Annotated in this window: 24 protein-coding genes; 15 read left to right on the forward strand and 9 right to left on the reverse strand. The window is 67.3% G+C overall.

The features are described 5' to 3' along the window. The first annotated feature begins 28 nt into the window (after positions 1 to 28). Genes atpD through QRN07_RS08075 form a run of 5 tightly spaced genes read left to right on the forward strand, consistent with a single transcriptional unit; the run spans position 29 to position 6,100 of the window. Positions 29 to 1,483 (forward strand): F0F1 ATP synthase subunit beta, encoded by a 1,455-nt coding sequence (atpD, locus tag QRN07_RS08055; RefSeq protein WP_050686791.1) that lies wholly within the window; start codon positions 29 to 31, stop codon positions 1,481 to 1,483. 1 nt (position 1,484) lies between these two features. Beyond that, a complete protein-coding gene (locus tag QRN07_RS08060) occupies positions 1,485 to 1,769 on the forward strand; it encodes a F0F1 ATP synthase subunit epsilon (protein ID WP_050686789.1) in 285 nt (94 codons plus the stop codon). A 10-nt stretch (positions 1,770 to 1,779) separates the two neighbouring features. Continuing rightward, the gene (locus QRN07_RS08065; RefSeq protein WP_050686787.1) at positions 1,780 to 2,211 is read left to right on the forward strand and encodes a DUF2550 domain-containing protein; all 432 of its coding nucleotides are present in this window, start codon (positions 1,780 to 1,782) and stop codon (positions 2,209 to 2,211) included. 5 nt (positions 2,212 to 2,216) lie between these two features. Continuing rightward, positions 2,217 to 3,527 (forward strand): alpha/beta hydrolase, encoded by a 1,311-nt coding sequence (locus QRN07_RS08070; protein WP_285240772.1) that lies wholly within the window; start codon positions 2,217 to 2,219, stop codon positions 3,525 to 3,527. Continuing rightward, complete coding sequence (locus QRN07_RS08075; protein ID WP_285240773.1) at positions 3,524 to 6,100, forward strand: bifunctional lysylphosphatidylglycerol flippase/synthetase MprF; 2,577 nt, start codon at positions 3,524 to 3,526, stop codon at positions 6,098 to 6,100. Before QRN07_RS08070 ends, QRN07_RS08075 begins: the two co-directional genes overlap by 4 nt. Positions 6,101 to 6,251: 151 nt before the next feature. Here QRN07_RS08075 and QRN07_RS08080 read toward each other — a convergent pair whose 3' ends face one another. Beyond that, complete coding sequence (locus QRN07_RS08080) at positions 6,252 to 6,455, reverse strand: cold-shock protein (protein ID WP_050687909.1); 204 nt, start codon at positions 6,453 to 6,455, stop codon at positions 6,252 to 6,254. A 284-nt stretch (positions 6,456 to 6,739) separates the two neighbouring features. Then, positions 6,740 to 7,435 carry an endonuclease NucS gene (nucS, locus tag QRN07_RS08085; protein WP_050687910.1) on the reverse strand — a complete coding sequence of 232 codons (696 nt, stop codon included), beginning with the start codon at positions 7,433 to 7,435 and terminating at the stop codon, positions 6,740 to 6,742. 71 nt (positions 7,436 to 7,506) lie between these two features. Between nucS and QRN07_RS08090 the strand changes: the two genes are divergently transcribed. Together QRN07_RS08090 and QRN07_RS08095 are read left to right on the forward strand one after the other, a co-directional pair. Continuing rightward, a complete protein-coding gene (locus QRN07_RS08090; RefSeq protein WP_056597255.1) occupies positions 7,507 to 7,863 on the forward strand; it encodes an Rv1322 family protein in 357 nt (118 codons plus the stop codon). A gap of 44 nt (positions 7,864 to 7,907) precedes the next feature. Then, positions 7,908 to 8,708: an alpha/beta hydrolase gene (locus tag QRN07_RS08095; RefSeq protein WP_285240774.1), complete on the forward strand. Its 801-nt coding sequence runs from the start codon at positions 7,908 to 7,910 to the stop codon at positions 8,706 to 8,708. Positions 8,709 to 8,725: 17 nt separating this feature from the next. Here QRN07_RS08095 and QRN07_RS08100 read toward each other — a convergent pair whose 3' ends face one another. After that, positions 8,726 to 9,961 carry an AI-2E family transporter gene (locus QRN07_RS08100; protein ID WP_050687925.1) on the reverse strand — a complete coding sequence of 412 codons (1,236 nt, stop codon included), beginning with the start codon at positions 9,959 to 9,961 and terminating at the stop codon, positions 8,726 to 8,728. A gap of 263 nt (positions 9,962 to 10,224) precedes the next feature. On the opposite strand from QRN07_RS08100, the gene QRN07_RS08105 reads away from it, so the two are divergent. Genes QRN07_RS08105 through QRN07_RS08120 form a run of 4 tightly spaced genes read left to right on the forward strand, consistent with a single transcriptional unit; the run spans position 10,225 to position 14,383 of the window. Beyond that, complete coding sequence (locus QRN07_RS08105) at positions 10,225 to 11,922, forward strand: hypothetical protein (protein WP_285240775.1); 1,698 nt, start codon at positions 10,225 to 10,227, stop codon at positions 11,920 to 11,922. 52 nt (positions 11,923 to 11,974) lie between these two features. Then, a complete protein-coding gene (locus QRN07_RS08110; RefSeq protein ID WP_285240776.1) occupies positions 11,975 to 12,952 on the forward strand; it encodes a tetratricopeptide repeat protein in 978 nt (325 codons plus the stop codon). Next, positions 12,952 to 14,049, forward strand: coding sequence for an NADH:flavin oxidoreductase/NADH oxidase (locus QRN07_RS08115; RefSeq protein WP_050687915.1), 1,098 nt, complete (start codon positions 12,952 to 12,954; stop codon positions 14,047 to 14,049). The genes QRN07_RS08110 and QRN07_RS08115 overlap by 1 nt, the downstream gene beginning before the upstream one ends. Before the next feature lie 13 nt (positions 14,050 to 14,062). Beyond that, complete coding sequence (locus QRN07_RS08120) at positions 14,063 to 14,383, forward strand: DUF3253 domain-containing protein (RefSeq protein ID WP_285240777.1); 321 nt, start codon at positions 14,063 to 14,065, stop codon at positions 14,381 to 14,383. Between the two features lie 5 nt (positions 14,384 to 14,388). Here QRN07_RS08120 and QRN07_RS08125 read toward each other — a convergent pair whose 3' ends face one another. Together QRN07_RS08125 and QRN07_RS08130 are read right to left on the reverse strand one after the other, a co-directional pair. After that, positions 14,389 to 15,315: an aldo/keto reductase gene (locus tag QRN07_RS08125; RefSeq protein ID WP_285240778.1), complete on the reverse strand. Its 927-nt coding sequence runs from the start codon at positions 15,313 to 15,315 to the stop codon at positions 14,389 to 14,391. A gap of 93 nt (positions 15,316 to 15,408) precedes the next feature. Further along, the gene (locus QRN07_RS08130; protein ID WP_285240779.1) at positions 15,409 to 17,283 is read right to left on the reverse strand and encodes a Na+/H+ antiporter; all 1,875 of its coding nucleotides are present in this window, start codon (positions 17,281 to 17,283) and stop codon (positions 15,409 to 15,411) included. Positions 17,284 to 17,411: 128 nt separating this feature from the next. On the opposite strand from QRN07_RS08130, the gene QRN07_RS08135 reads away from it, so the two are divergent. The 4 genes from QRN07_RS08135 (at position 17,412) to QRN07_RS08150 (ending at position 22,039) form a co-directional block, all read left to right on the forward strand. Next, positions 17,412 to 18,206: an ABC transporter ATP-binding protein gene (locus QRN07_RS08135; protein ID WP_285240780.1), complete on the forward strand. Its 795-nt coding sequence runs from the start codon at positions 17,412 to 17,414 to the stop codon at positions 18,204 to 18,206. Beyond that, entirely contained in the window at positions 18,188 to 19,762 is a 1,575-nt protein-coding gene (locus tag QRN07_RS08140) for a hypothetical protein (RefSeq protein ID WP_050687919.1), read from the forward strand. Before QRN07_RS08135 ends, QRN07_RS08140 begins: the two co-directional genes overlap by 19 nt. 160 nt (positions 19,763 to 19,922) lie before the next feature. Further along, on the forward strand, positions 19,923 to 20,264 hold the full coding sequence (locus QRN07_RS08145; RefSeq protein ID WP_050687920.1) for a DUF3039 domain-containing protein: 342 nt from the start codon (positions 19,923 to 19,925) through the stop codon (positions 20,262 to 20,264). Continuing rightward, positions 20,264 to 22,039 (forward strand): DEAD/DEAH box helicase, encoded by a 1,776-nt coding sequence (locus tag QRN07_RS08150; RefSeq protein WP_050687921.1) that lies wholly within the window; start codon positions 20,264 to 20,266, stop codon positions 22,037 to 22,039. The genes QRN07_RS08145 and QRN07_RS08150 overlap by 1 nt, the downstream gene beginning before the upstream one ends. A gap of 30 nt (positions 22,040 to 22,069) precedes the next feature. On the opposite strand, the gene QRN07_RS08155 is transcribed toward QRN07_RS08150, so the two are convergent. The 4 genes from QRN07_RS08155 to QRN07_RS08170 all read right to left on the reverse strand — a co-directional run bounded on the left by QRN07_RS08155 (position 22,070) and on the right by QRN07_RS08170 (position 25,847). Beyond that, positions 22,070 to 23,362, reverse strand: a complete 1,293-nt coding sequence (locus QRN07_RS08155; RefSeq protein ID WP_285240781.1) for a Y-family DNA polymerase — start codon at positions 23,360 to 23,362, stop codon at positions 22,070 to 22,072. After that, complete coding sequence (locus QRN07_RS08160; RefSeq protein ID WP_056597270.1) at positions 23,355 to 23,777, reverse strand: LexA family protein; 423 nt, start codon at positions 23,775 to 23,777, stop codon at positions 23,355 to 23,357. Before QRN07_RS08160 ends, QRN07_RS08155 begins: the two co-directional genes overlap by 8 nt. Before the next feature lie 103 nt (positions 23,778 to 23,880). Further along, entirely contained in the window at positions 23,881 to 24,519 is a 639-nt protein-coding gene (locus QRN07_RS08165) for an isochorismatase family protein (protein ID WP_056597272.1), read from the reverse strand. Then, positions 24,519 to 25,847, reverse strand: coding sequence for a nicotinate phosphoribosyltransferase (locus QRN07_RS08170; RefSeq protein WP_285240792.1), 1,329 nt, complete (start codon positions 25,845 to 25,847; stop codon positions 24,519 to 24,521). Before QRN07_RS08170 ends, QRN07_RS08165 begins: the two co-directional genes overlap by 1 nt. Positions 25,848 to 25,977 lie beyond the last annotated feature (130 nt).

The following is a 25,977-nucleotide window of genomic DNA, read 5'->3' on the forward strand; positions in this document are numbered from 1 at the left end:
ACGCCATCTACTGAGTGAAGTGAGAGAGATGACTGCCACTGCTACCGAACACGTAGCCGCAACGTCCGGTGCCACCGGCCGCATTGCGCGCGTTATCGGCCCGGTTGTCGACGTCGAATTCCCGGCTGACGCAATCCCGTCGATCTACAATGCCCTCACCACCGAGATTACTCTCAACGGTGAGACCAAAACCATCACGTTTGAGACCTCCCAGCACCTGGGCGACAACCTCATCCGCGCCATCTCCCTGCAGGCAACCGACGGACTCGTCCGCGGCACGTCCGTGGTGGACAGCGGCGCCCCCATCTCCGTTCCGGTTGGTGACGGCGTCAAGGGCCACATCTTCAACGTCCTGGGCCAGCCCCTGGATGTCACCGAAGCAGAGCTGGAGACCACCGAACGGTGGCCCATCCACCGCAAGGCTCCGGCGTTCGCCACCCTCGAGGGCTCCACGGAGATGCTCGAGACCGGCATCAAGGTCATCGACCTTCTCACCCCTTACATCAAGGGTGGAAAGATCGGCCTGTTCGGCGGCGCCGGCGTGGGCAAGACGGTGCTGATCCAGGAAATGATCACCCGTGTGGCCCGTAACTTCGGTGGAACCTCCGTGTTCGCCGGTGTTGGCGAGCGTACCCGTGAGGGCAACGACCTCTGGGTTGAAATGGAAGAGGCAGGCGTCCTCAAGGACACCGCCCTTGTATTCGGCCAGATGGATGAGCCGCCGGGAACGCGGCTCCGCGTGGCCCTGTCCGCACTGACCATGGCGGAGTACTTCCGCGATGTGCAGAACCAGGATGTGCTGCTCTTCATCGACAACATCTTCCGCTTCACGCAGGCCGGTTCCGAGGTGTCGACCCTCCTGGGCCGCATGCCTTCCGCCGTGGGCTACCAGCCCAACCTGGCTGACGAGATGGGCCTCCTCCAGGAGCGCATCACGTCCACCAAGGGCCACTCCATCACCTCGATGCAGGCCATCTACGTTCCCGCGGATGACTACACCGACCCGGCCCCGGCCACGACCTTCGCGCACCTGGATGCAACCACGGAACTTTCCCGTGAAATTGCTTCCCGTGGCCTGTACCCGGCCGTTGACCCGCTGACGTCGACCTCCCGCATCCTGGATCCCCAGTACATCGGCAAGGACCACTACAACACGGCAGTCCGCGTGAAGCAGATCCTGCAGAAGAACAAGGAACTCCAGGACATCATCGCCATCCTCGGCGTTGACGAACTCTCGGAAGAGGACAAGATCGTCGTGTCGCGTGCACGCCGCATCCAGCAGTTCCTTTCCCAGAACACCTACACCGCCAAGCAGTTCACCGGCGTCGAAGGCTCCACGGTTTCCATCAAGGACACCGTCGAAGGCTTCACGGCGATCTGCGACGGCGATCTGGACCACATCGCGGAGCAGGCGTTCTTCAACGTCGGCGGCCTCGATGACGTCGAGCGCCAGTGGGCCAAGATCCAGGAACAGACCAAGTAATATGGCTGAGCTTGAGGTTGAGATTGTCGCAGCGGACCACTTTGTGTGGTCCGGAGCGGCCAAGATGGTCAAGGCCCGCACCAGCGATGGTGAAATCGGAATCCTGCCCGGCCACTCGCCCCTGCTGGCGATCCTGGCTGAAGGTGAACTGGCCATCCAGCCGGTGACCGGGGACCGGATCGCCGTGGATGTTGACGGTGGATTCTTCTCCGTGGACAACAACCGCGTCGTCATCGTTGCTGACAATGCCCAGCTGGGCGGCTCGGCTACCGCTGGGATCCGCTAGCACGCCCCTGATGGACGCTCCGGTAATTACGTTCATCGCCATGGCAGTCATTTTTGGGCTGCTGGTATTTGCACTGTGCCTTTCGGGGGTGCGCCGCTTCAACCTGCGGCGTGCCCTCGGCACGGTGGACGCCTCCATTTGCACGGCTGGAAACAGCTGGCAGATGGGGGTTTGCCGTTATCAGGACAATGACCTGGAGTGGTTCCGGCTGCTTTCCCTCAGCGTCCGCCCCAAGCACCGGTTCAAGCGCAGCTCCCTGGAGCTCCTGGGCCGGCGCAAACCCACCGAGGATGAGGCCGTTAAGGTCCAGCCCGATGTGGTGATCGTTGAACTCCGCTATGAAGGCGAGGACCTTCGGCTCGCCATGAAGTTCGATGCCTACACTGGCCTGTCCTCGTGGCTGGAAGCCGGACCGGTCATCGGCGTAGGGACCTGGCGCTAGCCGCCGTGGAATGGTTTTACAACATCCGGCTCACTGACGGTCCGGTCTTTTGGACGGCAGTGGTCCTTGGCCTTGCCGGTGCCATCCACCTGGCAGTCCCGCCGGCCGCCACGGGCCCGGTCCGCTGGCTGATCCGCGTCCTGGCCGCCGCTGCCGCCGCGTTCGCCCTGGTGGCCGCAGTGCACTGGGCCCTGATCAACATCCTTTCCGTCTTCCCCGAAAACATCCCGGACGCCGTCTTGATCTGGCTGGTGCCCGCCGTCGGCGCCCTGCTCCTGGCCTTCCTGAGGCTGCCGGGGAACTCCTGGCGTTCCCGCTGGACCAGCCTGGTGGCAGTCCTGCTGGTCGCGACGCTCTCCGCTGTGCAGATCAACGCCTACTTCGGCCTCAACCGCACCGTCAGCGACCTCCTGGGCACCGCCGTGGCCAGCGTGCCTGTCCTGGAACCGGCCCTGACGCGCCAGTCCGGCGCCCCCGACGGCGTTACGCTCCAAGGTTGGAAAGCCCAGGGTGATCTCCCGGCCGGGGGAGAGCTCCGCAGGTCCGCCATTCCCGGCACCCTTTCCGGCCTGGCAGCCCGCGACGCCTACATTTACCTGCCGCCGGCCTACTTTGCCGCCAACCGGCCGGCCCTGCCCGTGCTTGTCCTCGTCGCCGGACAGCCCGGCGGGCCCGCCGACTGGCTGACCGGCGGTGCACTCCGGGGCCACCTGGACACCTTCGCCGCTGCCCACGGCGGACTTGCCCCCGTGGTGGTGGTTGCCGATCCCAATGGTTCGCAGAACGCCAACACCATGTGCATGGACAGCGCGATTGCCCAGGCAGACACCTACCTGGCGAAGGACGTGGTGCAGTGGATCAGCACCACCTTGGCGGTGGATACGGACCACAGCCGCTGGGCGGCGGGCGGGTTCTCGTTCGGCGCCACCTGCGCCGTGCAGATGGGCACCCGGCATCCTGACCTGTTCCCGGCCGTCCTGGGCTTTTCCAGCGAGGCCGAACCCGCCGTGGCCAAGGAGCGCCAGAAGACCATCGAAGCAGCATTCCCCGGGGACCCGGAGGCTTTCGACCGCCAGACGCCACTGGCCATCATGGCAACCGAACGCTTTGACGGGCACGCCATGTATCTCACGGCCGGTGCCGATGACGCAGAATTCGTGGCGTACCTGGATACGCTCACCACCGCGGCCCGGGACGCCGGCTTTACCGTTGAATCGCAGCGGGTGGAGCATACGGGCCATTCGTGGGACACCTCGTCCCGCCGGATCGAGGATGCGCTCCAGTTCCTGGCCGGACGCTGGGGGCTCCCCGGGTGAGCGCCGCCAAGCAGGAAACCACCGCGCGACTGGCCTGGACCACTGTGGCCCGTCCTGTGCTGCAGCGTTTGGGCCGTAACCTGGCAGCGGTCCCGTTCACGCTCGGTGTCCTGGCCATCTTCTGGATAACCGCGGCGGCCACGGGAAGTTTCCTGGCGGGGCCGCCGGAGCACCTGCTCGAAGTGGCAGGGGTCAGCCTTCCCCGGCTGCAGGCCGGGTCCTGGTGGTCCATGTTCACCAGCCTTTTCTTTGCCACCAACCCCCTGGCCTACCTGGCTGCCTCGCTGATGATTGTGGTGCTGCTGGGCCTGGCCGAACGCCGGCTGGGCACCAAGGCGGCCATCGGTCTCCTTGTGCTGGGCCAGTTTGCCGCCGTGACGCTGTTCCTGTTGGTGACCCAGCTCGCCGTTGCGGTGGGGGACGGGTGGCTGGACCGGATGGCGGACGTTGTCCTGATCGGCCCGTATGGCCCGGTCCTCGCTGCCGGACTGGCCGGCAGTGCCCGGCTCCCGGTCCTGTGGCAGCGCCGGCTCCGTACCGTGGTGCTTTCCATCTCGCTGCTGCTGGTCCTGTATGTGGGCCACGCGGAAACCGTCATTGGCCTGATCGGGGCGTTGCTGGGCCTGCTGGCCGGATGGTGGATCCAGGGCGACGGCGGGCAACCGCACCGGCACCGCTCCACCGGCCGCGAAGCCCGGAACCTCCTGGCCCTGACCGTGGCCGTCTTTGCCGTGGGTCCCATCCTGACGGGCATTGCCCGCTCGCCTACCGGTCCGTTGGCGCTGCTGCGCGATGTGGTGCTGAACCCGATGCCCACGCTGGGCCAATTGGCCTTTAACTGCGGCGCCACGGTGGAGGCATCCTGCCTCGAAGCCGGCCGGGCCGGCTTTGCCGGCCCGTTTGGCCTGGCGCTTGCAGTGGTTCCCGTTGCGCTGCTGCTGATCTGCGCGGACGGCATGCGCCGCGGACGCAGGCTGGCCCTGAATATTGCCCTGGTCATCCAACTGGCCGTCACCGCCCTCGCCGCCGTTTATCTTGCCCTTTTCGCTTTGCTTCCGGCGCGGCCGCTGGGTCCACGGGCGGCACCGCTGGGGACTGCTTTTGCCCACGTGCTGCCCCTGGTGGTGGTGCCGCTGCTGCTGGCCCTGGTGCTGTGGCTGAACCGGCGGCATTTCCGCGTCCAGACCCTGCCTGGAGCCCGCCGGTTGCTGGCGGCTGTGGTGGGCGGTACGTGGCTGGTCCTTGCCGGGACTTACACTGTGGCCTGGTTCGGGTCCGGCGGGCTGTCCCGCGACGGCGGTGTGGCGGGCCTCTTCGCAGAGCTGGCCCGGCAATACGTTCCGGTGCCCATTCCACAGCACTTCCAGCGCCTGTTCACGGACCGCAACACCGTCGAAGCGGTGCTCTTTGCCTACTCCGGGCCGGTTTTCTGGGTGATCGCCCTGGTGGCGGTGTGGTGGATTTTGGTGGGCGGCCAGCAAAGCAGCGATTCCGGCAGGCAGGACCGCAGCCGGGCCCGTGACCTGCTGCACCGCGGCGGCGGCCCGTTGTCCTGGATGGCCCTGTGGGAACCAAACACCTACTGGTTCAGCCCTGATGGGAACGGTGCCATGGCCTACCAGCAGCACGGCACTGTTGCCCTGACGTTGGGCGGGGCGTTCGGGCCCGGGCCTGCCCAGCCCGCGGCCACCGAAGGGTTCCTGGCGCACTGCCGCAGCCAGGCCCTGATTCCGGCGCTGTACTCCTGCGATGACAGGATATGGCCGGAGCTGCGGGACCGCGGCTTCCACCGGGTCGCGGTGGCGCAGGAGACCCGGCTGGCGGTCCGGGAGATCGAGTTCAAGGGCAAGGAGTGGCAGAACGTCCGCACGGCATTGAACCGCGCAGCGAAGCTGGGTGTGACGGCGGTCTGGGGGCCTTACAACGAGCTGCCCGCGCCGCTGCGGTCCCGGCTGAACGAGGTGTCCGAAGGGTGGGCAGCAGCCAAGTCGGTCCCCGAGATGGGCTTCACCCTCGGCGGTGTGGACGAACTGGATGACCCCGAGGTGCTGTGCTGCCTCGCCGTGGACGCCGGCGGGACGGTTCACGGGGTCACCAGCTGGCTTCCCGTTTACGACGGCGGCCGGCTGGTCAGCAGGACGCTCGACGTGATGCGCCGGGGACCTGAGGGGTTTCCAGGGGTGATGGAATTCCTGATCGCCTCCGCCGTCCTTGAACTGCGGGACACCGTGGAAGTCATTTCGCTCTCCGGCTCGCCGCTGGCCAGCAGGCCCGGCGACGGAAACCCGCCGGCCGCCGTCGGCAGCCTTTCCGCAGCGCAAACCGCGGCGGAAGGAGGCGCCGATAACCTGCTGAGCATCCTTGATCTGGTGGGCCACGCCCTGGAACCTGTTTATGGCTTCCGTTCCCTGGCGGCCTTTAAATCGCGTTTCAAACCCGAATACCGGTCGCTTTATCTTTATTACCAGGACCCGCTGCACCTGCCCGCAATTGGCAGGGCACTGACGCGTGCATACCTTCCCGGGTTGTCCCTTTCGCAAGGTGCAAGGCTGGTCCGCAAACTGGTTTCGTGAAACAAATTGCGGAGCGTGTTTCCGGCCCTGGCAACAATGAGCGGTGCATGCCGGGAATGGCAACGGACCCGGGTGGACAAACAAATGGTCCCCGGCAAAAGCCGGAGACCATTTGAAAAGCGTTGGCCGCAGCTGCGGCCGGGGGCGGAGCCTAGACCAGCGTGACGCCGGTGGCCTGGGGGCCCTTGGCGCCCTGGCCGATTTCGAACTGAACGCGCTGGTTCTCGTCGAGGGTCTTGAAGCCGCCCGTCTGGATTTCCGAATAGTGGACGAAGACATCGCCGTCGGCGTCATCCGGCGTGATGAAGCCGAAGCCCTTTTCAGCGTTAAACCACTTGACGGTTCCCTGTGCCATGTATTTCTCCTCATTGTGGAAAGGGTCTAAGAACGGCACACTGCGTGCCGGCCTTGGTCACTCCGCGGGAAGAATCCTGGCAGCCGGGCCGGTAAAGGAACGGGGTTGCAGGAGCTTCACGCTCGCAACATGTCTTGCGAGCATGAATAACACCTACACAAAGACTGTTCCAAGAATTTCATGTCCGTTCCCGCAGGTCAACGGTTTGGAATGCACAACAGGAAGAAAATAAGGTAACAAAACGGTGAAATGCCCAGCGCCTGGCCTGCCGGGGGCGCTCTGGCCTAGAAGAGCCGGGACCCGCTGTCGTCCACGCCCCGCATGGCGTCATAGTCCAGGGTGACGCAGTGGATGCCGCGGTCCGCGGCGAGCACCTTCGCCTGCGGCTTGATCTGCTGGGCGGCGAAGATGCCACGGACCGGCGCCAGCAGCGGATCCCGGTTCAGTAGTTCCAGGTAACGCGTGAGCTGTTCCACTCCGTCAATGTCGCCGCGGCGTTTCAGCTCAATGGCCACCGTGGCGCCGTCGGCGTCCCGGGCCAGGATGTCCACGGGCCCGATGGCCGTGAAGTACTCCCGGCGAATGAGCGAGAAGCCGGTACCAAGGGTCTCGATCTGGTCGGCCAGCAGCCGCTGGAGGTCCGCTTCGACGCCGTCCTTAATCAGGCCTGGGTCCACTCCCAGGTCGTGGGAGGTTTCGCTGAACTTCTCGTGGATGTTAATGATCAGCCGGTCGTCCGTCTTCGCCGACTGGACGGTCCACTGCTCCACCACGCCAAGTTCCAGGTCCACATCGTCCGGGGACGTCACCCGCAGGCTCGCCGGCGGGCTCATCCAGTTCAGCGGCTTATAGGAGCCGCCATCCGAATGGACCAGCACCGACCCGTCCGCCTTGACCAGGAGCAGCCTGGTGGCGAGGGGGAGATGGGCCTTGAGCCGGCCAACGTAATCTACTGAGCATCGGGCTATGACAAGTCGCACGCCGTACAGACTACCGGCTGGCGCCCTGTGCCAGGGTCCGGCCCCCGCTGAAGCTGGGGCAGAATGGAAGCATGCCCCGCTCCAACCGTCCGCGCCGTCCCGTGTCAGGCAAGGGTGCTGCACCTGGCCGCAGCAGCGGAAAAAAGACCGCCGGCGGCGGCGTGCCGGAACTGGACCTCGAACGTGCCAGGGCCGGCATCGCGCGGCGGGAAAGCGCGCCGGACGGTGACTGGATGGTCCGCACCATGACGGCACGGAATGCCGAGAAGACCTACATCTGTCCCGAATGCTCCACCGCAGTGGTGCCGGGAGTCGCGCACCTGGTGGTTTGGAAGGACGACCACCTGTTCGGCGCGGCGGCCGGGCTTGCAGAGCGGCGGCACTGGCATACCAACTGCTGGATGTCGCGCAGTTACCGTTACCGCTGAGCCCTGCGGGCAGCCCGGGCCCCGCGTTGGCTAAGCTGGCAGGCATGACTTTTGATCCGGCGTCGTACGCATTCACCCAGTCCACGGGCCCGGCCCCCATCAGGGCGTCCACTGTCCTGCCCGCACGCCGGGAAAACGTGGAGCTGCTGACGGCTGACGGGCACACCCTGGTGGGCGAACTGGCCCTTCCTGAATCCGGCCCCGTGCACGCCACGCTGATCACCCTGCACCCGCTGCCCACCCACGGCGGCTTTATGGATTCCCACGTGTACCGGAAGGCGTCCTACCGGCTGCCGGCCCTGGCAGGCATCGCGGTGCTGCGGTTCAACACCCGCGGCACCACCTCGCCGCGCGGGACAAGTACCGGTGCGTTCGAGGAAGGCATCGGTGAGCGGAACGATGTTGCGGCAGCGGTCCAGTTCGCGGTGGACCGCGGCCTGCCTAACCGCTGGCTGGTGGGCTGGTCCTTCGGCACCGAACTTGCCCTCATGTACGGCGCCGTGGATCCCGTGGCCAGCCAGGTGGAAGGTGCTGTGCTGCTGTCGCCGCCGCTGCACCGCGCCACGGACCAACATCTGCGGCAGTGGGCGGACGCCGGCAAGCCGCTGGCCGTGCTGGTGCCCGAACACGATGACTACCTGCAGCCGGCAGAGGCTGCCGAGAGGTTCGCACTGGTGCCCCAGGCACGTGTGGTGGGGGTGGCCGGCGCCAAACACCTGTGGGTGGGGGAGAAGCACGCCGCACGGGTGCTCAACGAGATTGTGGCCACTGTCAGCCCGGCAGGGCTGGGCGGGGAAGGCCTGCCGCAGGAGTGGGCCGGTCCGGCCGCCACCGCTCCGGCCTGAGCCTGCCCGGCTGTGGCTTAGTGCTGGTCCTGCCGGACGATGTAGATTTCCCGGACCAGCAGCAGGACAGCTGCTGCGGTGGGGATGGCGATCAGCGCGCCGAGCACGCCCAGCAGGCTGCCGCCGGCAATCACAGAGATGACTGCGACGGCCCCGGGGACCGCTACTGCCTTCTGCATGATGCGGGGGGAGATGAAGTACGCCTCGAACTGCAGGTAGGCGAAGTAGCAGATGGCGTAGATGACGGCTGTCTGCCAGCCCACCGTGAGGGAGATCAGCAGCACCACAACAGCGGCGATCAGCCCGCCCACCAGGGGGATGAACGCGAGCAATGCCACCACAAACGCCAGCAGCAGGGCGAATGGAATATGCAGGATGGACATCACAATGAAGGCGTACGTGGCATTCAGCAGGGCCACGCAGACCTGGCCGATCACATAGTTGCCCACCGATTTGGTGATCTCCTCAGCCAGGGCTTCCACCCGGTTCCGGCGCGAGCGGGGGGCCAGGCGGTAGCCCCACTTCTTCATGGCCGGCAGGGCGGCCAGGAAGTACAGGCTCAGGACCAGCACAATCAAGGCGCCGAAGAGGCCGTTGGCCACGGTGGAGCCGAAGCCCACCACGCCCCCGAAGATCCCGCTGACGGCTGCCGGATCGTTGACGAACTTGTCCAGTTCGTCCTGGATGCGGTCGCGGACCCCGAACTGGTCATCGAGGTTGACGAAAAAGTCCGAGTTGATGAAATCCCGGACCCAGACCGGTGCCTGCTCCACAATCTGGGTGACCTGACCCACGATGGTGGGGATCAGCGTGGCGAAGAATCCGACAACAGCGCCTGCCAGCACCGCCACCGCAAGCAGGATGCCCACGGGGCGGGGGACCTTGCGGTTTTCCAGCCAGCCCACCACCGGCTCCAGGCCAAGGGCGATAAAGAGTGCTGCAACGATCCAGAGGAGAAGCTGCGTGGTGTTGGAACCGATCCAGTAGACCAGGAGGGCGAGCCCCACGCCCACAGTCCCCATAAAGCCCATGTACAGCGGATGCTGCGGCGACATCCGCGGACCGGGACGGCCGAACTGCGCCTTCACCTTGCTCTCCTCGCGGTCCCCGCCTTCCTCGGCGGCGTACTCCGGCGGCATCTCGAAGCGGAGCCGCGGCTGGGCGCCGGGGAGGGGCTGGCGGAGCCTGCGGACCACCTGGCCCAGGGCTGCGGCGGCGGTACCCTTGCGCCGCTTCGGTGCCTGACCCTGCAGCGCGTCCGCCTGCCCCTCGGTGCTGCCTGGGTTTTCGGTGTCCGCGGAGGATGCGTCCGTCTTGTCAGTCACTGGTTTTTGGGGCCTGTTCCGTGCGTGGCACCGCGCCTGCGGGCCGTTGTGATGATCATCGCAAACACTATCAGCCGGCCCGCCAGCACCGGCGGCGGTACCGCCGCCACCGGCTCCAGCCGGCGCCCGAGCGGGTCCCGGACAGCGCCCGTGGTAACAAAACGGTTACTATTGAAGGTAAACCCCCGCTGATGATAGGTGATCCCTTGCGTTTAAAGACTGCAGCCGCGCTGGTGCTGCTCGGCCTCCTGACCCTCCTGGCAGGCATCGGCCAGCAGACCATCTGGGCTCCGTCCGAGACCTTCACCGTCTCCGCGCCGGCCGACGGCACTGACGCACCCGTTACCGTTTTCGACCAGGGCCTGCGCACCCTGCATGGCGGCACCGCCAGGATCACCGTGGAAGGCGACGGGAACTTCATGCTTGCCTCCGGCCGACCGGACGACGTCGCCGCCTGGGTGGGCGGGGCCGCCCACAACACTGTCAACGGCGTGTCCGAGGACAAGAAGTCCCTTCAGGTGCAGCACTCGGAGGGTGAGGCCACAGTGCCCAACCCGGCCGGTTCCGACCTTTGGGTGACCACCGAGAACGCCAGCGGCGAACTCGATTACACCTGGACCCCGCCCGCAGACGGTGAATGGTCGCTGCTGCTGGCCACCGACGGCACCAAGCCGGCCCCGGCCACCGTCTCCATGACGTTCCCCAACGACACCGCTACCCCGTGGGCGGTGCCCCTGATCGTCCTGGGTGCCATCATCATGGCGGCCGGCATTGCCCTGGCCCTGCTCTCCGCGCGCAAGCGCAACGGCGAAGGCGATGGTGCAGGCAGCGGCTTCGCACAGCGCGCGCGGGAGCGGAAGACCAACGGCTCTTCGGCACCGCTGGCCATGGCGGCGGCAGTCCTGGCGGCCGTGGTGGTTGCCGGTTCCGGCACCGCAGCCGTGGCGGCCACGCCGGCTCCTGACGCCTCCGGGTCTGCGGCACCGGCCAAGGACGAGGCAGCACCGTCGCGGGTGCTCCTGGACGCCCAGTTCCGCCGTGTCCTGGAGCAGGTCTCCAGTGCGGTGGATGCCGGCGATGCCGCCAAGGATGCCGCGCAGCTCGCCACCCGCGTTGGCGGTACCGAGCTGGAGGTCCGCACCCAGAACTACAAGATCCGCTCCCAGGTGGGCTCCTACGAGGCACGGATGCCCGTCCGGTCCACCAAGCTGCTCACCACTGTTGTCACCACCAACCGGGACTGGCCGCGGTCCGTTCTGGCTGTCACCCAGGGTGACGGGAACGTGGTTCCCCAGCTCCTGACCCTGGTCCAGGCCTCGCCGCGGGACAACTACAAGCTGGTCCAGACCACACCGCTCCAGCCGGGCACCACCTTCCCGAACATCAGCCGCGAGGGTACCGAAACCCTGGCAGCCGGGGATAAGACCGGCCTGCTGTACACGGCCGAAGAAGCCATGGCAGGACTTGCCGACCGCCTGGGCAACGCGGAATCGCCCTACAAGGACAAACTGGTGGAGGGCGAGTCCTCTCCCTACATCGCCGACACCCTTTCGTACCAGGCCGAAGTGGTCCAGTCAGGCCAGAACGGTAATTTCGCCTTCACCCACAAGGTGGATCCAGCCAGCATCACGGTGTTCCGCACCGCTGACGGCGGCGCGTTGGTGGAAGGCCGCATCAACTTCGGGTTCGAAGGCACCCCCAAGGCGGCCGGTGACAAGCTCACCATCGGTGACGACGCCGCCGCCCTGGCAGGCGGCAAGGAAACCACAACGGGTATGGTCCTCAGCTTCGTGGAATCCATGGCGGTTTATGTGCCGCCGGCCGGCAGCACCGATCCCATGAAACTTGTTGCCGCCACCCGCGGCCTTGTGGGGGCCTCCTTCAAGTAGTCCGGTGACCGCAGTACCCCCGGCAGCGGCCGGAGTGGCTAGAGTGGAAAGCATGAGTTCGCCTGCTTCCCGCCCTGTCCCTCCAGCCGCTGCCAGCCTGCTTAACCTGCGTGGCGCCGTCGATCTTTCCAGCCTCAAGCAGCGCCCCGCCGCTCCCGCTCCCGCCAGCGGCGCGCCGGCGCCTGGTGCACCGGCAACGGGCGACGGCGGCCCGGAACTAAGCGTCAACGTCACCGAAGCCAACTTCCAGCAGCTTGTGGAGCTGTCCGCGCAGGTACCGGTTGTGATCGCGCTGTGGGCGCCGTATTCCCCGGAATCCGCGGGCATGCTCGAAACCCTCGAGCGCGTGGTGGCCGGCTACGCCGGAAAGCTGGTGCTGGGCGCCGCGGACGTGGAAGCCTTCCCCCAGCTGGCCCAGGCGTTCCAAGTGCAGGCCGTGCCCACCGCCGTTGCAGTCCTTAAGGGCCAGCCTGTTCCGCTGTTTGAGGGCGGTGCAGAGGAAGCGCAGGTGCGTGGCATCCTGGATGAACTTTTGAAGGTGGCCGCAGCCAATGGGGTGACCGGCAGCCTGAACGCCGGGCCGCAGGAGGAGCAGGAACCTGCGCCCCTGCCGCCCCTTCACCAGGCCGCCTATGATGCGATCGAGGCCGGCGACTACGAGGCCGCCGCCACCGCCTACCGCCAGGCGCTCAAGGAAATGCCTGCGGACCACGAGGCGAAGGCGGGGCTTTCGCAGGTGGAACTGATGGCCAGGCTGCAGCCACTGTCCGCCCCGGACAGCGACGCCCTGCGCAAACTGGCCGCCGATGAGCCGGACAACATCGACGCCCAGCTGGGGGTGGCGGACCTGGACGTTTCCGGCGGCCACGTGGAGGACGCCCTGAACCGGGTGGTCACCTTCATCGGCCGGAACTTCGGACCCGAGCGGGAGACTGCCCGGATCAGGCTGCTGGAACTGTTTGAAGTGGTTGGCGCCTCCGATGAGCGCGTTGCCAAGGCACGGCAGGCCCTGGCCCGGGTGCTGTTCTAGTGCCGGGCCTGTTCGAGCCCCTGGCCCTGCGCGCCCTCGAACTCCGGCACCGCGGGTGGGTCTCGCCCATGTGCCAGTACAGCTGCGATCCCGACGCCGCGCCCGGAGTACCCAACGACTGGCACCTGATGCACCTGGGTTCCTTCGCCGCGGGCGGGGCGGCGCTGATCATCACCGAAGCCGCGGCCGTCAATGCGCAGGGCCGTATCAGTCCCAGGGATGCCGGGCTGTACAACGACGACCAGGCGGCGGCCTGGCAGCGGATCACCTCCTTTGTGCACCGGCACGGCGCCGCGGACGCTAAGATCGGTGTCCAGCTCGCCCACGCCGGCCGGAAGGCCGCCACTTACTGGCCGTTCTCCGGGGAACAGGGCTCGGTGCCCGCTGCCGACGGCGGCTGGGACACCGTGGGACCGTCACCGGCCGCTTTTGACGGCTACGCGGTTCCGGCGGAGATGACGGAGGACCAGATCCGTGGCGTCATCGCGGACTTTGCCGCCGCCGCCGTGCGGGCCGTGGCGGCGGGATTCGACACGGTGGAGCTCCACGGTGCCCACGGCTACCTGCTGCACCAGTTCCAGAGCCCGCTGATCAACCGCCGCCAGGACGCCTGGGGCGGCAGCGAGGCAGGGCGCAACAGGCTGATGCTGGCAGTGATCGATGCTGTCCGCGACGTCATCCCGGACAGCATGCCCCTGCTGCTCAGGATTTCGGCCACGGACTGGGCGCCGGGCGGGGTGGATTTGGCCGCATCCATCCGGCTGGCCCGGCAGGCAGTCGCCCAGGGTGTGGACCTGATCGATGTCTCCAGCGGAGGCGCTGTACCGCAGCAGCAGATTGCTCCCAGCCCCGGCTACCAGACAGGGTTTTCCGCCGCCATCCGCGCGGACGCAGGCGTCCCCACCGGGACTGTTGGCCTGCTGACGTCCGCCGGCCAGGCTGAACACGCCATCGCCACCGGCCAGGCGGACGCCGTGTTCCTGGGCCGGGCGGCCCTGCGGGATCCGCACTGGTGGCTGCGGGCCGCCTTCGAACTGGGTCATGACCTTCCGTGGGCGCCGCAGTACGAGCGCGCCGTGCCGCGGCGCACCTTCTGAGGCGCTGACACCCATGGCACATCGGGAAGAAGTACCGGATGAGGCTCCCCGGGAGAAAAACCCGGCCGACGGGAGCCGCGGCGTGGGTCCCGTCGACCAGGAGCTGGAAGCGAAAATCCTCGAACTCCTGGCGGCCAGGGCCGCAACGTCCACCATCTGTCCTTCGGATGCCGCCCGGGCAGTGGGCGGGGACACCTGGCGTGACCTGATGGAGCCTGCCCGGCAGGCAGCCCGGCGGCTGGTGGACGCCGGGCAGGTCAGCATCACCCAGGGCGGGACCGTGGTGGATCCGTCCACGGCCAGGGGACCCATCCGCATCCGCCGGGCCAGGTAGCCGGCTTAGCCCAGTTCGCCGGTGCCGGCTGCCGTCAGTGGCAGGATCCGGTCCCAGAATTCGGCCGGGATGTCCCAGCCGGCAAGATCCACAGCCTCCGCAACCCGGTCGGGTTCCGACATACCCACGATGGTGGAGGTGACGCGGGGGTCCCTGGTGGAGAACTGCAGGGCAGCGGCGGCCAGGGGAACGGAATACTCGGCGCAAAGGGCAGCCATCCTCCGGACACGGCCGATGATCGCGGGGGAGGCGGGCCGGTAGCAGTAGTTGGGTTCGGCGTCGGGTCCCTTAACCAGCATCCCGCCGCCGAACGGGGCAGCGTTCACGAACGCCACACCACGCTCCGCCGCATCCCGGATGAGGGGCCCGGCGCTCTGGTCCACCAGCGTGTAGCGGTTGTGGCTGATCACAACGTCGAACACGTCCAGGGCGAGGTACTTCAGTTCCAGGTCGATGGGCCCACCCGCCACGCCCAGGTGTCCGATCACACCTTGGCTGCGCAGGTCCAGGAGCGCTTCGAGCGGCCCGCCGGCAGCAGTACCCTCCTCGAACGTGATTTTTTCGGGGTCGTGCAGGTACACCAGCGGCAGGTGGTCAAGCCCCAGCCGGTCCAGGCTTTCCTCAACGGACTGCCGGACCCGCGCGCCCGAATAGTCGGCAACGCCACGGATCGGGTCCACTTTGGTGGCCACCACCACCCCGTCCGGAACGCCGCCGGCTGCGGCGATGGCGGCTCCGATCCGGCGCTCGCTGTTGGTTTCGCCGTACTCATTGGAGGTATCGATGAAGTTCAGGGGTCCCGCAAAGGCCCTGAGGATGGTGTCGACGGCGGTGTCGGTGCCGCGGGGTGCCGGGTGGCTGCCCAGGGAGCTGGTGCCCACGCAGACGGTGGAGACGGTCAGCCCGGTGCGGCCCAGGGTGCGGTAGTCCATTCGGGAATCCTTCGGTTCAGACGGCGGGGAAACGCTTTCTTCTCCAGTATGCCGGTCTGCCCCGGCCGGGATGCCCGCTCGCCGCCCCGCGTGTCAGCCCAAAAGATCATCGGCGTAGCACCAGCGCCAGTCTTCCCCGGGTTCGATGCTGCGCATGACAGGGTGGCTGGTTTCGTGGAAATGCAGCGAGGCGTGGCGCCCGACGGAGGAATCGCAACAGCCCACGTTCCCGCATTCCAGGCACATCCGCAGGTGCACCGTGGCCGTTCCTTCACGCCGGCACGCTGCGCAGAAAGCGCCGGGCGGGACCGCGGGCTCTGCAGCTGCTGCCAGATGCCCGCAGATTCCGCCGGGCCGGGCGATCCCTTCACCGCCACCGCCATCGGAGGAGTCCAGCTCGTCCAGGGCCGCATCCAGCATGGACTCCTCGATGTCCAGCCGTTCCAGCACCTCACTGATCACCTCGTGCGCAAACTGCCCACCCCGCCGCAGGTCCAGGACCTTGGTCCGTTCGGCATCCAGCATGGCCATCCGCAACCGGGCATACCCCTGGCTGGGCGTTGCGGCGTCCGTCTCGGGCCGGCCCAGCCGTTCCCAGGCGGCCAGGCCCCGTTCCTGCGTCCGGCGCTTGAGCATGTCCATGACTTCCGGCGGGTCAGTGTCCCGGCGCAGTTCCGCCAGCCGCCCCAGGCCGGCGTCTGTGGCCAGCTGCATCAGCGAAGCCCGGTTCAGGGCGTCCTCGCGCCGGTCCGGACCCTGCACCGCCAGCAGCCTGACCAGAACAGGGAGTGTGAAACCCTGCAGCACCAACGTCCCGCCAACCACCACCAGGGCAGCCAGGACCAGCACATTCCGGTGTTCCAGGTCTGCGGGCAATGTCAGTACCGCGGCCAGGGTGACCACGCCCCGCATTCCGGCCCAGGAGACAATCGCCGCGGCCTGCCATGGTGGTTCCGGCTCGGCTTTCCGGACCGAGGGAACCAGGCGCGGCAGGAACGTGGCCGGGAACACCCAGACCGGCCGGAGCAGCAGCACCGCCAGGAGGATCACCGCGCAGCCCAGCCAGACCCGGCCGGCACCCAGCGAGTCGTCCTGGACACCCTCCACGATGGCCCGCACCTGCAGCCCGATCAGCAGGAACACCGAGTTCTCCAGCAGGAACTGCACCGTGTCCCAGTTGCTGCGGGCACTCTGGCGGGCTGCGCCGTTGGGCATGGAGGGTGCCTTGAAGCCCATCACCAGCCCGGTCACAACAACAGCCAGCACCCCGGAGGCATGGATGGCCTCAGCGGGGAGGTACGCCACAAAAGGGGCCATCAAGGACGTGGACGTGTTGATGGCCACGTTGCTGACCCGCTTACGGACCTCCGTGAGGACATAGGCGGCCGCGAACCCCACAGCCAGCCCACCGCCGGCGGCCACCAGGAAACCGCCTGCGACCTCCAGTGCGGAAACGGACCCCGCGATCGCCGCGATCGCAGCGCGCAGGCACACCAGCGCGGTGGCGTCGTTAACCAGCGACTCGCCCTCGAGGATGCTGACGATGCGGCGGGGCATGCCCACCCGCCGCGCGATGGACGTGGCAGCCACGGCGTCCGGCGGGGCCACCACGGCGCCCAGGGCAATGGCCGCAGCCAGGGGGATCTCCGGGAACAGCCACCACACCACAAATCCCACGGCGATGGTGCCGAACACAACGTAGCCCACGGACAGCAGCCCGATGGACCTGATGTTGGAACTGAAATCAAACAGCGAGGACCGGAAGGCGGCGGCATACAGCAGGGGTGGCAGCAGGCCCACCAGGACCAGTTCGGGGTTGAGCTCAACCTCCGGGATGAACGGCAGGAAGGATCCCGCCACTCCCGCCAGGACCAGCAGCAGCGGAACGGGAAGGTCAAGCTTCCTGCCCAGCGCGCTGACGGCGCAAACCACGGCGACGATGACCAGCAGGCCCAGGGCAATGTGCATGAGGCAAGTCTGACAGGCTGCGGCCACAGGACCGCCCCAACGGGAGCGCGCGCGGGGTGCTCCTACGCCTATTTCACTACTCCTCCGGGAGGACCCGCCGCCCGGGGGTCGAAGGCTAGTCTGGCTTTATGACAGCTCTGCAACCTGAACAGGCGCCACGGCCCGGTACGGCACCCGCCCTGTCCATCAATGGCCTGGCAAAACGGTTCGGCGGGAAAATCGCGGTCGACGGCATCAGCCTTGATGTGCCGGCGGGTTCCTTCTACGGCGTTGTGGGCCCCAACGGCGCCGGCAAGACCACCACGCTCTCGATGGCCACCGGGCTGCTGCGGCCGGACTTCGGCACGGCAGCCGTGCACGGCGTGGACGTCTGGTCGAACCCCTTGGAAGCCAAGAAACTGATGGGGATCCTCCCTGACGGCGTCCGGCTGTTCGACCGGCTCACCGGCGAACAGCTCATCACCTACGCCGGCCTGCTGCGGGGCATGGACAGGGAAGTGGTGGCCACCCGCGTGCGCGAACTGCTGGCTGCCATGGACCTGACCAAGGATGCCGGGACGCTGGTGGTGGACTACTCCGCCGGCATGACCAAGAAGATCGCGTTGGCATCCGCCCTTATCCACGCCCCGCGGCTGCTGGTCCTGGACGAACCGTTCGAAGCGGTGGACCCGGTCAGTGCCGCCAACATCCGCTCCATCCTCGACGGCTATGTGGGTTCCGGCGGTACGGTGATCGTTTCCAGCCACGTGATGGACCTGGTCCAGCGCATGTGCGACCACGTGGCAGTGGTGGCCGGTGGCAGGCTGCTGGCCGCCGGAACTGTTGACGAAGTCCGCGGCGAAGCCTCGCTCGAGGACCGGTTCGTGGAACTGGTGGGCGGCCGAAGCACAACGGAGGGGCTCGAATGGTTGCGCACCTCCTAAGGCTCAAACTCACACTGCTGCGAAACGGCCTCCGCCGGAGTCCGTGGCAGCTGGTGGGCATGGCGTTCGGTGCCCTGTACGCCCTGGGCATCATCGGGCTGCTGATTTTCGCCCTGGTGATGCTACGGACCGAACCACTGGAGCTTGCCTCCACTGCGGTGGTCCTGGGCGGGGCCGCAGCCATCGTCGGCTGGGCCGTGATCCCGGTTGTGGCCTCCGGAACGGACATGACCCTGGACCCTGCCCGCTTCACTACCTTCGCCATCCCGCTGCGGAAGATGCTCCCGGGCCTGGCGCTGGGCGGGCTGATCGGAATCCCCGGCATCGCCACCGCCCTGGTGGGACTGTCCACGGCCGTGACCTGGTGGCGCGGGGTGCTGCCGGTCCTGGCGGCCGTGGTTGGCGCGGCCCTTGGCGTCCTGACCTGCATTGTCATCTCCAAGGTGACCACCACGGCGACCGCAAGCCTGGCAGCTTCCCGCCGCTTCAAGGACGTCAGCGCCATCGCTTTTATGGTTCCGCTGGTCCTGCTCGGACCCATCATCGCCGGCGTGACCCGCGGCATCACGGATTCCGCGGCCTTCCTGCCGGAACTGGCCCGCACCATGTCCTGGACGCCGCTGGGCGCCTCCTGGGCCCTGGCCGGGGACGTCGCGGCAGGCGACGCGGGACCGGCGCTGCTGAAGCTGCTGATCGCCGCCGCCACGCTGGCCGCACTGGCGTGGGCGTGGAAGTCCATGCTGGAACGGGCCCTGGTGACCCCGCCCTACAGCGGCGGCAGCACCAAGCGCAAGGGCGGCAAGCTGGGCCTGCTGGGCCTGCTGCCACCAACCCCCACCGGCGCCGTGACGGCCCGGGCGCTGACCTACTGGCTGCGCGACCCCCGCTACTCAGGGTCCCTGGTGGTGATCCCGCTGCTCCCGGTGGTGCTGGTGTTCACCGGCGCCCAGAGCGGGGATTTCAGCAGCCTGGCCATCCTGGCGCCGCTATCCGCCTTCCTCCTGGCCTGGTCGATCTCAGCCGACGTCTCCTACGACAACACTGCGTTTGCCCTGCACCTCGCCACGGGTGTCAGGGGCACCGCGGACCGGTTGGGCCGGGCCATGGCCTGCCTGCTGTTCTCCCTTCCCACGGTACTGGTTTTCGCCGTGGCATATGCCGTCCTGACCGACACCTGGTATGCGTTCCCGGGGCTGCTGGGACTAACGCTGGGCATCCTGTTCAGCGGGCTGGGCCTTTCGTCTGTGGTGTCTGCCCGGTACACCACGCCCGTGCCCTTGCCCGGTGACAGCCCGTTCAAAAAGCCGCCGGGCAACGTGGGCCAGACCATGGCCGTCCAGTTCGGCGGCATGGGCGTCCTGCTGGTCCTGGTGATCCCCGAGGTTGCACTGCTTATTGCCGAACTGGTCACCGGCAACAGGATGCTGGGCTGGATCAACCTGGCCGTGGGCCTGCTGCTGGGTCTTGGACTCTTCGCCGGCGGCATCCGGCTGGGCGGAAAATGGCTTGACGCCAGGGGGCCGGAACTCCTGGCCCAGGTGGGCGTCAATAAGTAATGCCTTTCACCGGGGCCGCTGCCGCACGGCAGCGGCCCTTGGCGTCCCCGGCGCCTGTTCCAACACGCCCGGGCGCGCCGGCTGTCCCTGCGCTGCACCTGGTCCAAACGGGCACCCGGGAGGTCCCGGCGTCGAACGCCAGGCCTTCGGAAAGGCTAAGATGGAAGGCATGACTAGCATGACGGACCCTCTCGAAAACGATCCGCGGCGCGAGCTGTCCGGGGCTGGAACGTCCACGGCCACCATTGAGCGCGAGGAACTCCGCCAGGAAGTGGAGCCCGGGGACCGGGAGCGCTTTTCGCACTACGTGCGGAAGGAAAAAATCATGGAGTCCGCCCTCAGTGGCGAACCCGTTATTGCCCTGTGCGGCAAGGTCTGGACGCCGGGCCGGGATCCCAAAAAGTTTCCGGTCTGCCCCATGTGCAAAGAGGTTTATGACGGCCTGCGGCCCAGCAACGACGGCGGCAAGGGCTCCGGCGGGGACAAGGGCAACAACAAATAGTGACGGAAACCCTCTTTGGTGGCCCCACCCTGCCTCCGGCATACCCGGAACGCGCAGCCTGGGGAACCGCCCCGAAACTCCGTGCCTGGCAGCAGGAGGCCCTGGACCTGTACATGCAGGCGGCCCCCCGCGACTTCCTGGCCGTCGCAACGCCCGGCGCCGGTAAGACCACATTCGCGCTGCGGGTTGCCTCAACGCTGATCGAGGCCGGCACCGTCAACCGCGTCACCATTGTGGCGCCCACCGACCACCTCAAGCGGCAGTGGGCCGACGCCGCCGCCAAGGTGGGCATTGCGATCGACCCCAACTTCAAGAACTCCGACGGCCAGCACGGCCGCGGCTTCGTTGGGGTGGCCGTCACATACGCCCAGGTGGCCAGCAAACCGCTGCTGCACCGGGCCAAGACGGAGGCCGCCCGCACCCTGGTGATCCTCGATGAGATCCACCACGGCGGCGAAGCCCTGTCCTGGGGCGACGGCCTGCGCGAGGCGTTTGATCCTGCCATCCGGCGGCTGTCCCTGACAGGTACGCCGTTCCGGTCGGACACCTCACCCATCCCGTTTGTGGAATACGCCCAGGACCGCGACGGCATCCGCCGGTCGAAGGCGGATTACACATACGGTTACGGCAGTGCCCTGCGCGACCATGTGGTCCGCCCCGTGATGTTTATGGCCTATTCGGGCCAGATGCGCTGGCGCACCAGCGCCGGCGAGGAAATGGCCGCCTCCCTCGGTGAGGCCGCCGTCACGAAGGACATCACCTCCCAGGCCTGGCGTACGGCGCTTAACCCCACGGGGGAGTGGATCCCGGCCGTCCTGGCCGGCGCGGACAAGCGGCTCAGCGAGGTGCGCCGCACCGTGCCCGACGCCGGCGGCCTGGTTATCGCCACCGACCACGAGGATGCCCGCGCGTACGCCGGCCAACTGAAGCGGATCACCGGCGAATCGCCCACCGTTATCCTCTCGGATGACGCCAAGGCTTCGGACAAGATCGACGAGTTCACCGCCAGCGAGAAACGCTGGATGGTTGCGGTCCGCATGGTGTCCGAAGGTGTTGACGTCCCGCGGCTGTCCGTGGGCGTGTACGCCACGTCCACCTCCACCCCGCTGTTCTTCGCCCAGGCCGTGGGACGTTTTGTGCGTGCCCGCAAACGCGGCGAAACGGCGTCGGTGTTCCTGCCGTCGGTGCCGCAATTGATGGCGCTGGCCAACTCCATGGAAGCCGAACGAGACCATGCCCTGGACCGTCCCGAAAAAGAGGACGCCGACGGCCTGTTCAACCCCGAAGACTCACTCATGGCGGACGCCAACCGCGAGGACAAGGCATCCGACAGCCTCACCAAAGGCAAGTTCGAGGCACTGGATTCGCAGGCGTCCTTTGACCGGGTCCTGTTCGACGGCGGCGAGTTCGGTACCGGCGGCGAAGTGGGTTCGGACGATGAACTGGACTTCCTGGGCATTCCAGGCCTGCTGGACGCGGAACAGGTGGGGACCCTCCTGCGCCAGCGCCAGCACGAGCAGCTGAACCGGAAGAGCAGGTCTGCGCCCGTGCAGGCGGCCGCCCCGGCCATGCCGGACCACCGGATGCTGATGGACCTGCGGAATGAGCTGGCCAAAAACGTCTCGGCCTGGTCGGCCCGGACCGGCACCCCGCACGGTGTGGTGCACACCAAGCTGCGGACGGTGTGCGGTGGCCCTCCCGTGGCCCAGGCCAACGAGGAACAGCTCCAGTCGCGGCTGCGGAAGCTCCAGGACTGGTTTATCGGCCGCACGTAGGCGCGTGGCGGACCGCCACGGGTCGAGGCGTTATTTGGCTTTGACCACCGGCAGGTCATCCCAGTGCGTGGTGTACCGCGGCGTCAGCCTGTCCCGCTTGGTGGCCCACTTCGATCCGGACCTGAGGCCGCCGTGGCCCAGCCCGATGCTGGCCCGGCCGAACCGTTCCGCAACACCATCCAGGATGGGGCCCAGGGTCCGGTCCGGCGTGTCCAGGAAGTCCATCAGGGTGTCCTGGCTGCCTGCCGGACTCAGGTCCCTGACGGTGACGCCCACCCGCATATAGGGGGTGCCTTCGCGGATGTCCGGCAGCAGGCGCTGCGCCGCCCTGATGATCTCCAGGGGATCGGCGGTGGGGGAGGGGAACGCCACGTCCACGGAGTGGGCCACGACGGGTCCGCCGTTAAAGGACGAGGTCCGGGCGAAAGCGTTGAGGTTCCCGGTGACCAGCTTTTTCCGGGCAAGGCGGGCTGCTGCGCCCTGGGCGTAGACACTCAGGGCCTGCCCCACTTCCCTGACACTGCTGGCGGGAGTCACAAACGACCGGGAAAACAGGATCTGGCTGTGGCCCCGGGTTTCGTCCAGGGTGATGCAGGGGGTTCCCTGCAGTTCCAGGACCGTCCGCATCAGGACCACCGAGAAACGCTTGCGGATCACCAGGGGATCGGCATTGCGCAGGTCCCAGGCCGTGATAATCCCGACCGCGGCGAGCCGGGTGCTGTTGCGCCCGCCCACACCCCAGATCTTCTGCGCCGGAAGCTTGCGCAGCAGCCGCTCCTGGTCCGCGGGGCTGATGCTGTCCCAGTGGCAGACGCCCTGGAAGTGCGGGTTGTTCTTGGCCCATTGGTTGGCAAGTTTGGCGAGGGTTTTGGTGGGGGCCAGCCCCACGCAGACGGGCAGTCCCACGTGGCGGCGCACGCCGCGGCGGATGTTCCGGCCGGCGGCGTGCTGGTCGGCGGTGCTTCCGGGCAAGGTCAGGAAGGCCTCGTCGATGCTGTAGATCTCGGTGGCCAGCGAGTGCCTGGCCAGGTACTCCATCACCCGTGCGCTGAGGTCCCCGTACAGTTCGTAGTTGCTGGACAGGCCCACCAGGCCCCAGGCCTTGGCCTGCGCCGAGATCTGGAACCAGGGTGCGCCCATGGCGATGCCCAGGTCCTTGGCCTCGGCGCTTCGGGTGATCACACAGCCGTCATTGTTGGACAGGATCACCACGGGCCGGTTTTCCAGCGATGGGTCGAAGGCGCGCTCCGCGGAAACGTAGAAGTTGTTCACGTCCACCAGGGCGAAGCACTTTGCCGCGCGGTCGGGGCCGGCTTCAGACACGGTGCAGGCACCGGGTGGCGACGCCCCACACGGCCAGGTCGACGCCGGCCGTCACCGTGATGGGGGCCAGGCCGGGATCGTCAGCGGTGAGCGTGAGCTCGTCCCCGGCAAGGTGGAGCCTGCGGATGATCAGCTCGCCATCCACAACGGCAACCACCACGGAGCCGCTGCGGGCCGTGAGGGAGCGGTCCACGATCAGTTCGTCCCCGTCGAAAATGCCGGAGGCCCGCATCCCGTCGCCCGCCACCCTGAGGATGAACGTGCTGGTGATGTCGTTGATCAGGTGCTTATTGAGGTCGATGCGGCCGGAAAAATAGTCCTGAGCCGGAGAGGCAAAGCCCACCGGCAGGAATGACTCTCCGGTCCCGGCTGCTCCTTGTCCGGCGCTGTCCGCCGGCTCCGTTGGGTAGGCCATGGTGTCCCTCCATTCCGATTCCCCCCAGTCTAATCGAACATGTGTTCGAGCCAGGCCGACGCGGGGGCGGTCCGGAGGTGACCCGCAGGTACAGGCCGTGGGACTAGGCGATCTCGACGCCGCCCAGTTCCATCTCCGCCACGGCCTCGTCGAGGTCTTCGGCGATCCCGGCTGTCAGGGAACGGATCACGGTGACGCCGTAGCCTGCCTGGACCGCATCGAGGGCGGTGGCGCGCACGCAGTAGTCGGTCGCCAGCCCGACCACCACCACGTCCTCCACGTCGTTGCTTTGGAGCCATTCATCCAGGCCGATGGCGTCCCCGTCCGGTGCTGACTGCGGCGAATCGTTGGCCCCGGGCATTGACCCGGGCTGGCGCTCGCCGGTGGGGACAACGTCCTCGGGGGCAAGTAGGCCTTCGAAGCCGGAGTAGGCGGCCGTGAACTGGCCCTTGCGGAAGAAGGCCTCGATGTACTCGGTGTCCAGGTCCTCGTGCAGCTCCGCCCCGCGGGTTCCCGCCACGCAGTGCGGCGGCCAGCTGTCCTTGAAGTCGGGGGCAGCGGAGAAGTGGTTGCCCGGATCGATATGCCAGTCCTGGGTGGCCACCACATGGTCGAATTGGCCCTGGTGGGCGTCGACGTATTCGCTGATGGCAACGGCCAGGTCCGCCCCGCCGGTGACGGGCAGTGCACCGCCTTCGCAGAAATCGTTTTGGACATCAACAATGATCAGGGCGCGGGACATCAGCTCTCCTCGTAAACGGTGGGGATGGCGGCGTCGCCGCGCTGGAGCCGGTGGACCACCGAGGGCAGTTCGGCCATGGAATCCGCGTGCCGTTGCCGCGCGCGCTGCACTCCCTCATAACCGGTCCAGCCGGGCAGCAGTTCGCCGTTTTTCATGAACTGCTGCAGGAGCTGGCGGTCGTTGCCGTCGTCCTCGGGCCGGTGCCCCACCCCGACCATCTCGGCGGTGGCAGTGCCGCGTTCGTTCAGCTTGCGCAGGGCATATTTGCGGCCGCCTACGCTGGCCTTATTTTTGGCTGCCTTGGCGACGGAGACGAAGTTCCCGGCGTCGTCAGTGCGGCTGACGAGCTTGTAGACCATGCTCGCCGTCGGCGCGCCGGAGCCCGTCACCAAAGACGTGCCCACGCCGTAGGAATCCACCGGAGCGGATTGCAGGGCAGCGATGGCAAACTCATCGAGGTCGGAGGTGACCACAATTTTGGTGTTCACGTTCCCCAAATCGTCCAGCAGGCGGCGGACCCATTGCGCCTGGGCCACAAGGTCACCCGAGTCCAGCCGTACCGCGCCCAGTTTGGGCCCTGCCAGGTCCACGGCCGTGCGGACGGCGGTTTCGACGTCGTACGTGTCCACCAGCAGCGACGTGCCGGCGCCAAGGGACGCGATCTGGGCCTCGAAGGCGTCGCGCTCATTGTCGTGCAGGAGCGTAAAGGAATGCGCTGCGGTGCCCACGGTCTTGATGCCGTAGCGCACGCCGGCTTCCAGGTTGGAGGTGCTGTCGAAGCCGGCAATGACAGCGGCCCGGGCAGCAGCGGACGCGGCTTCCTCGTGGGTGCGCCGTGACCCCATTTCGATGCATGGCCGTCCGCCGGCCGCGCCCACCATACGGGAGGCCGCCGAGGCGATGGCACTGTCGTGGTTCAGGACGGACAGGAGGTAGGTCTCCAGCATGCAGGCCTCGGCGAAGGTGGCCTCGACAATGAGGATGGGGGAGTTGGGGAAATACGCCTCGCCCTCGGCGTAACCCCAGATGTCGCCGGTGAACCGGTAGTCGGCCAGGTAGTCCAGCGTCTGCTGGTTCACCACCTTGGTGGCAGCCAGGAACTCCAGTTCGGCCGCGCCGAACCGGAAGTTGGCGATGCCTTCCAGCAGCCGTCCCGTGCCCGCAACCACGCCATACCGGCGGCCATCCGGCAGACGCCGCGCGAAGGCTTCAAACACCGATTTGCGGTGGGCTGCGCCGGAATGCAGGGCAGCCTGCAACATGGTCAGCTCGTAGTGGTCTGTGTAAAAGGACGTGCGGGGATGGTCCCAGCCGGCAGAGGTGCTCACGAAAATCACTCTAGTCCCCACCGGCTCCCACGTCTCGCTGCGCTTCGCCGCGGGTCCCTCGCCGGCGTGGCCCCACCCACCGGCTCCCACGTCTGGCTGCGCTTCGCCGCGGGTCCCTCGCCGGCGTGGC

It is taken from the genome of Pseudarthrobacter sp. MEB009, from assembly GCF_030208875.1.
In the GTDB taxonomy this organism is placed as follows: domain Bacteria; phylum Actinomycetota; class Actinomycetes; order Actinomycetales; family Micrococcaceae; genus Arthrobacter.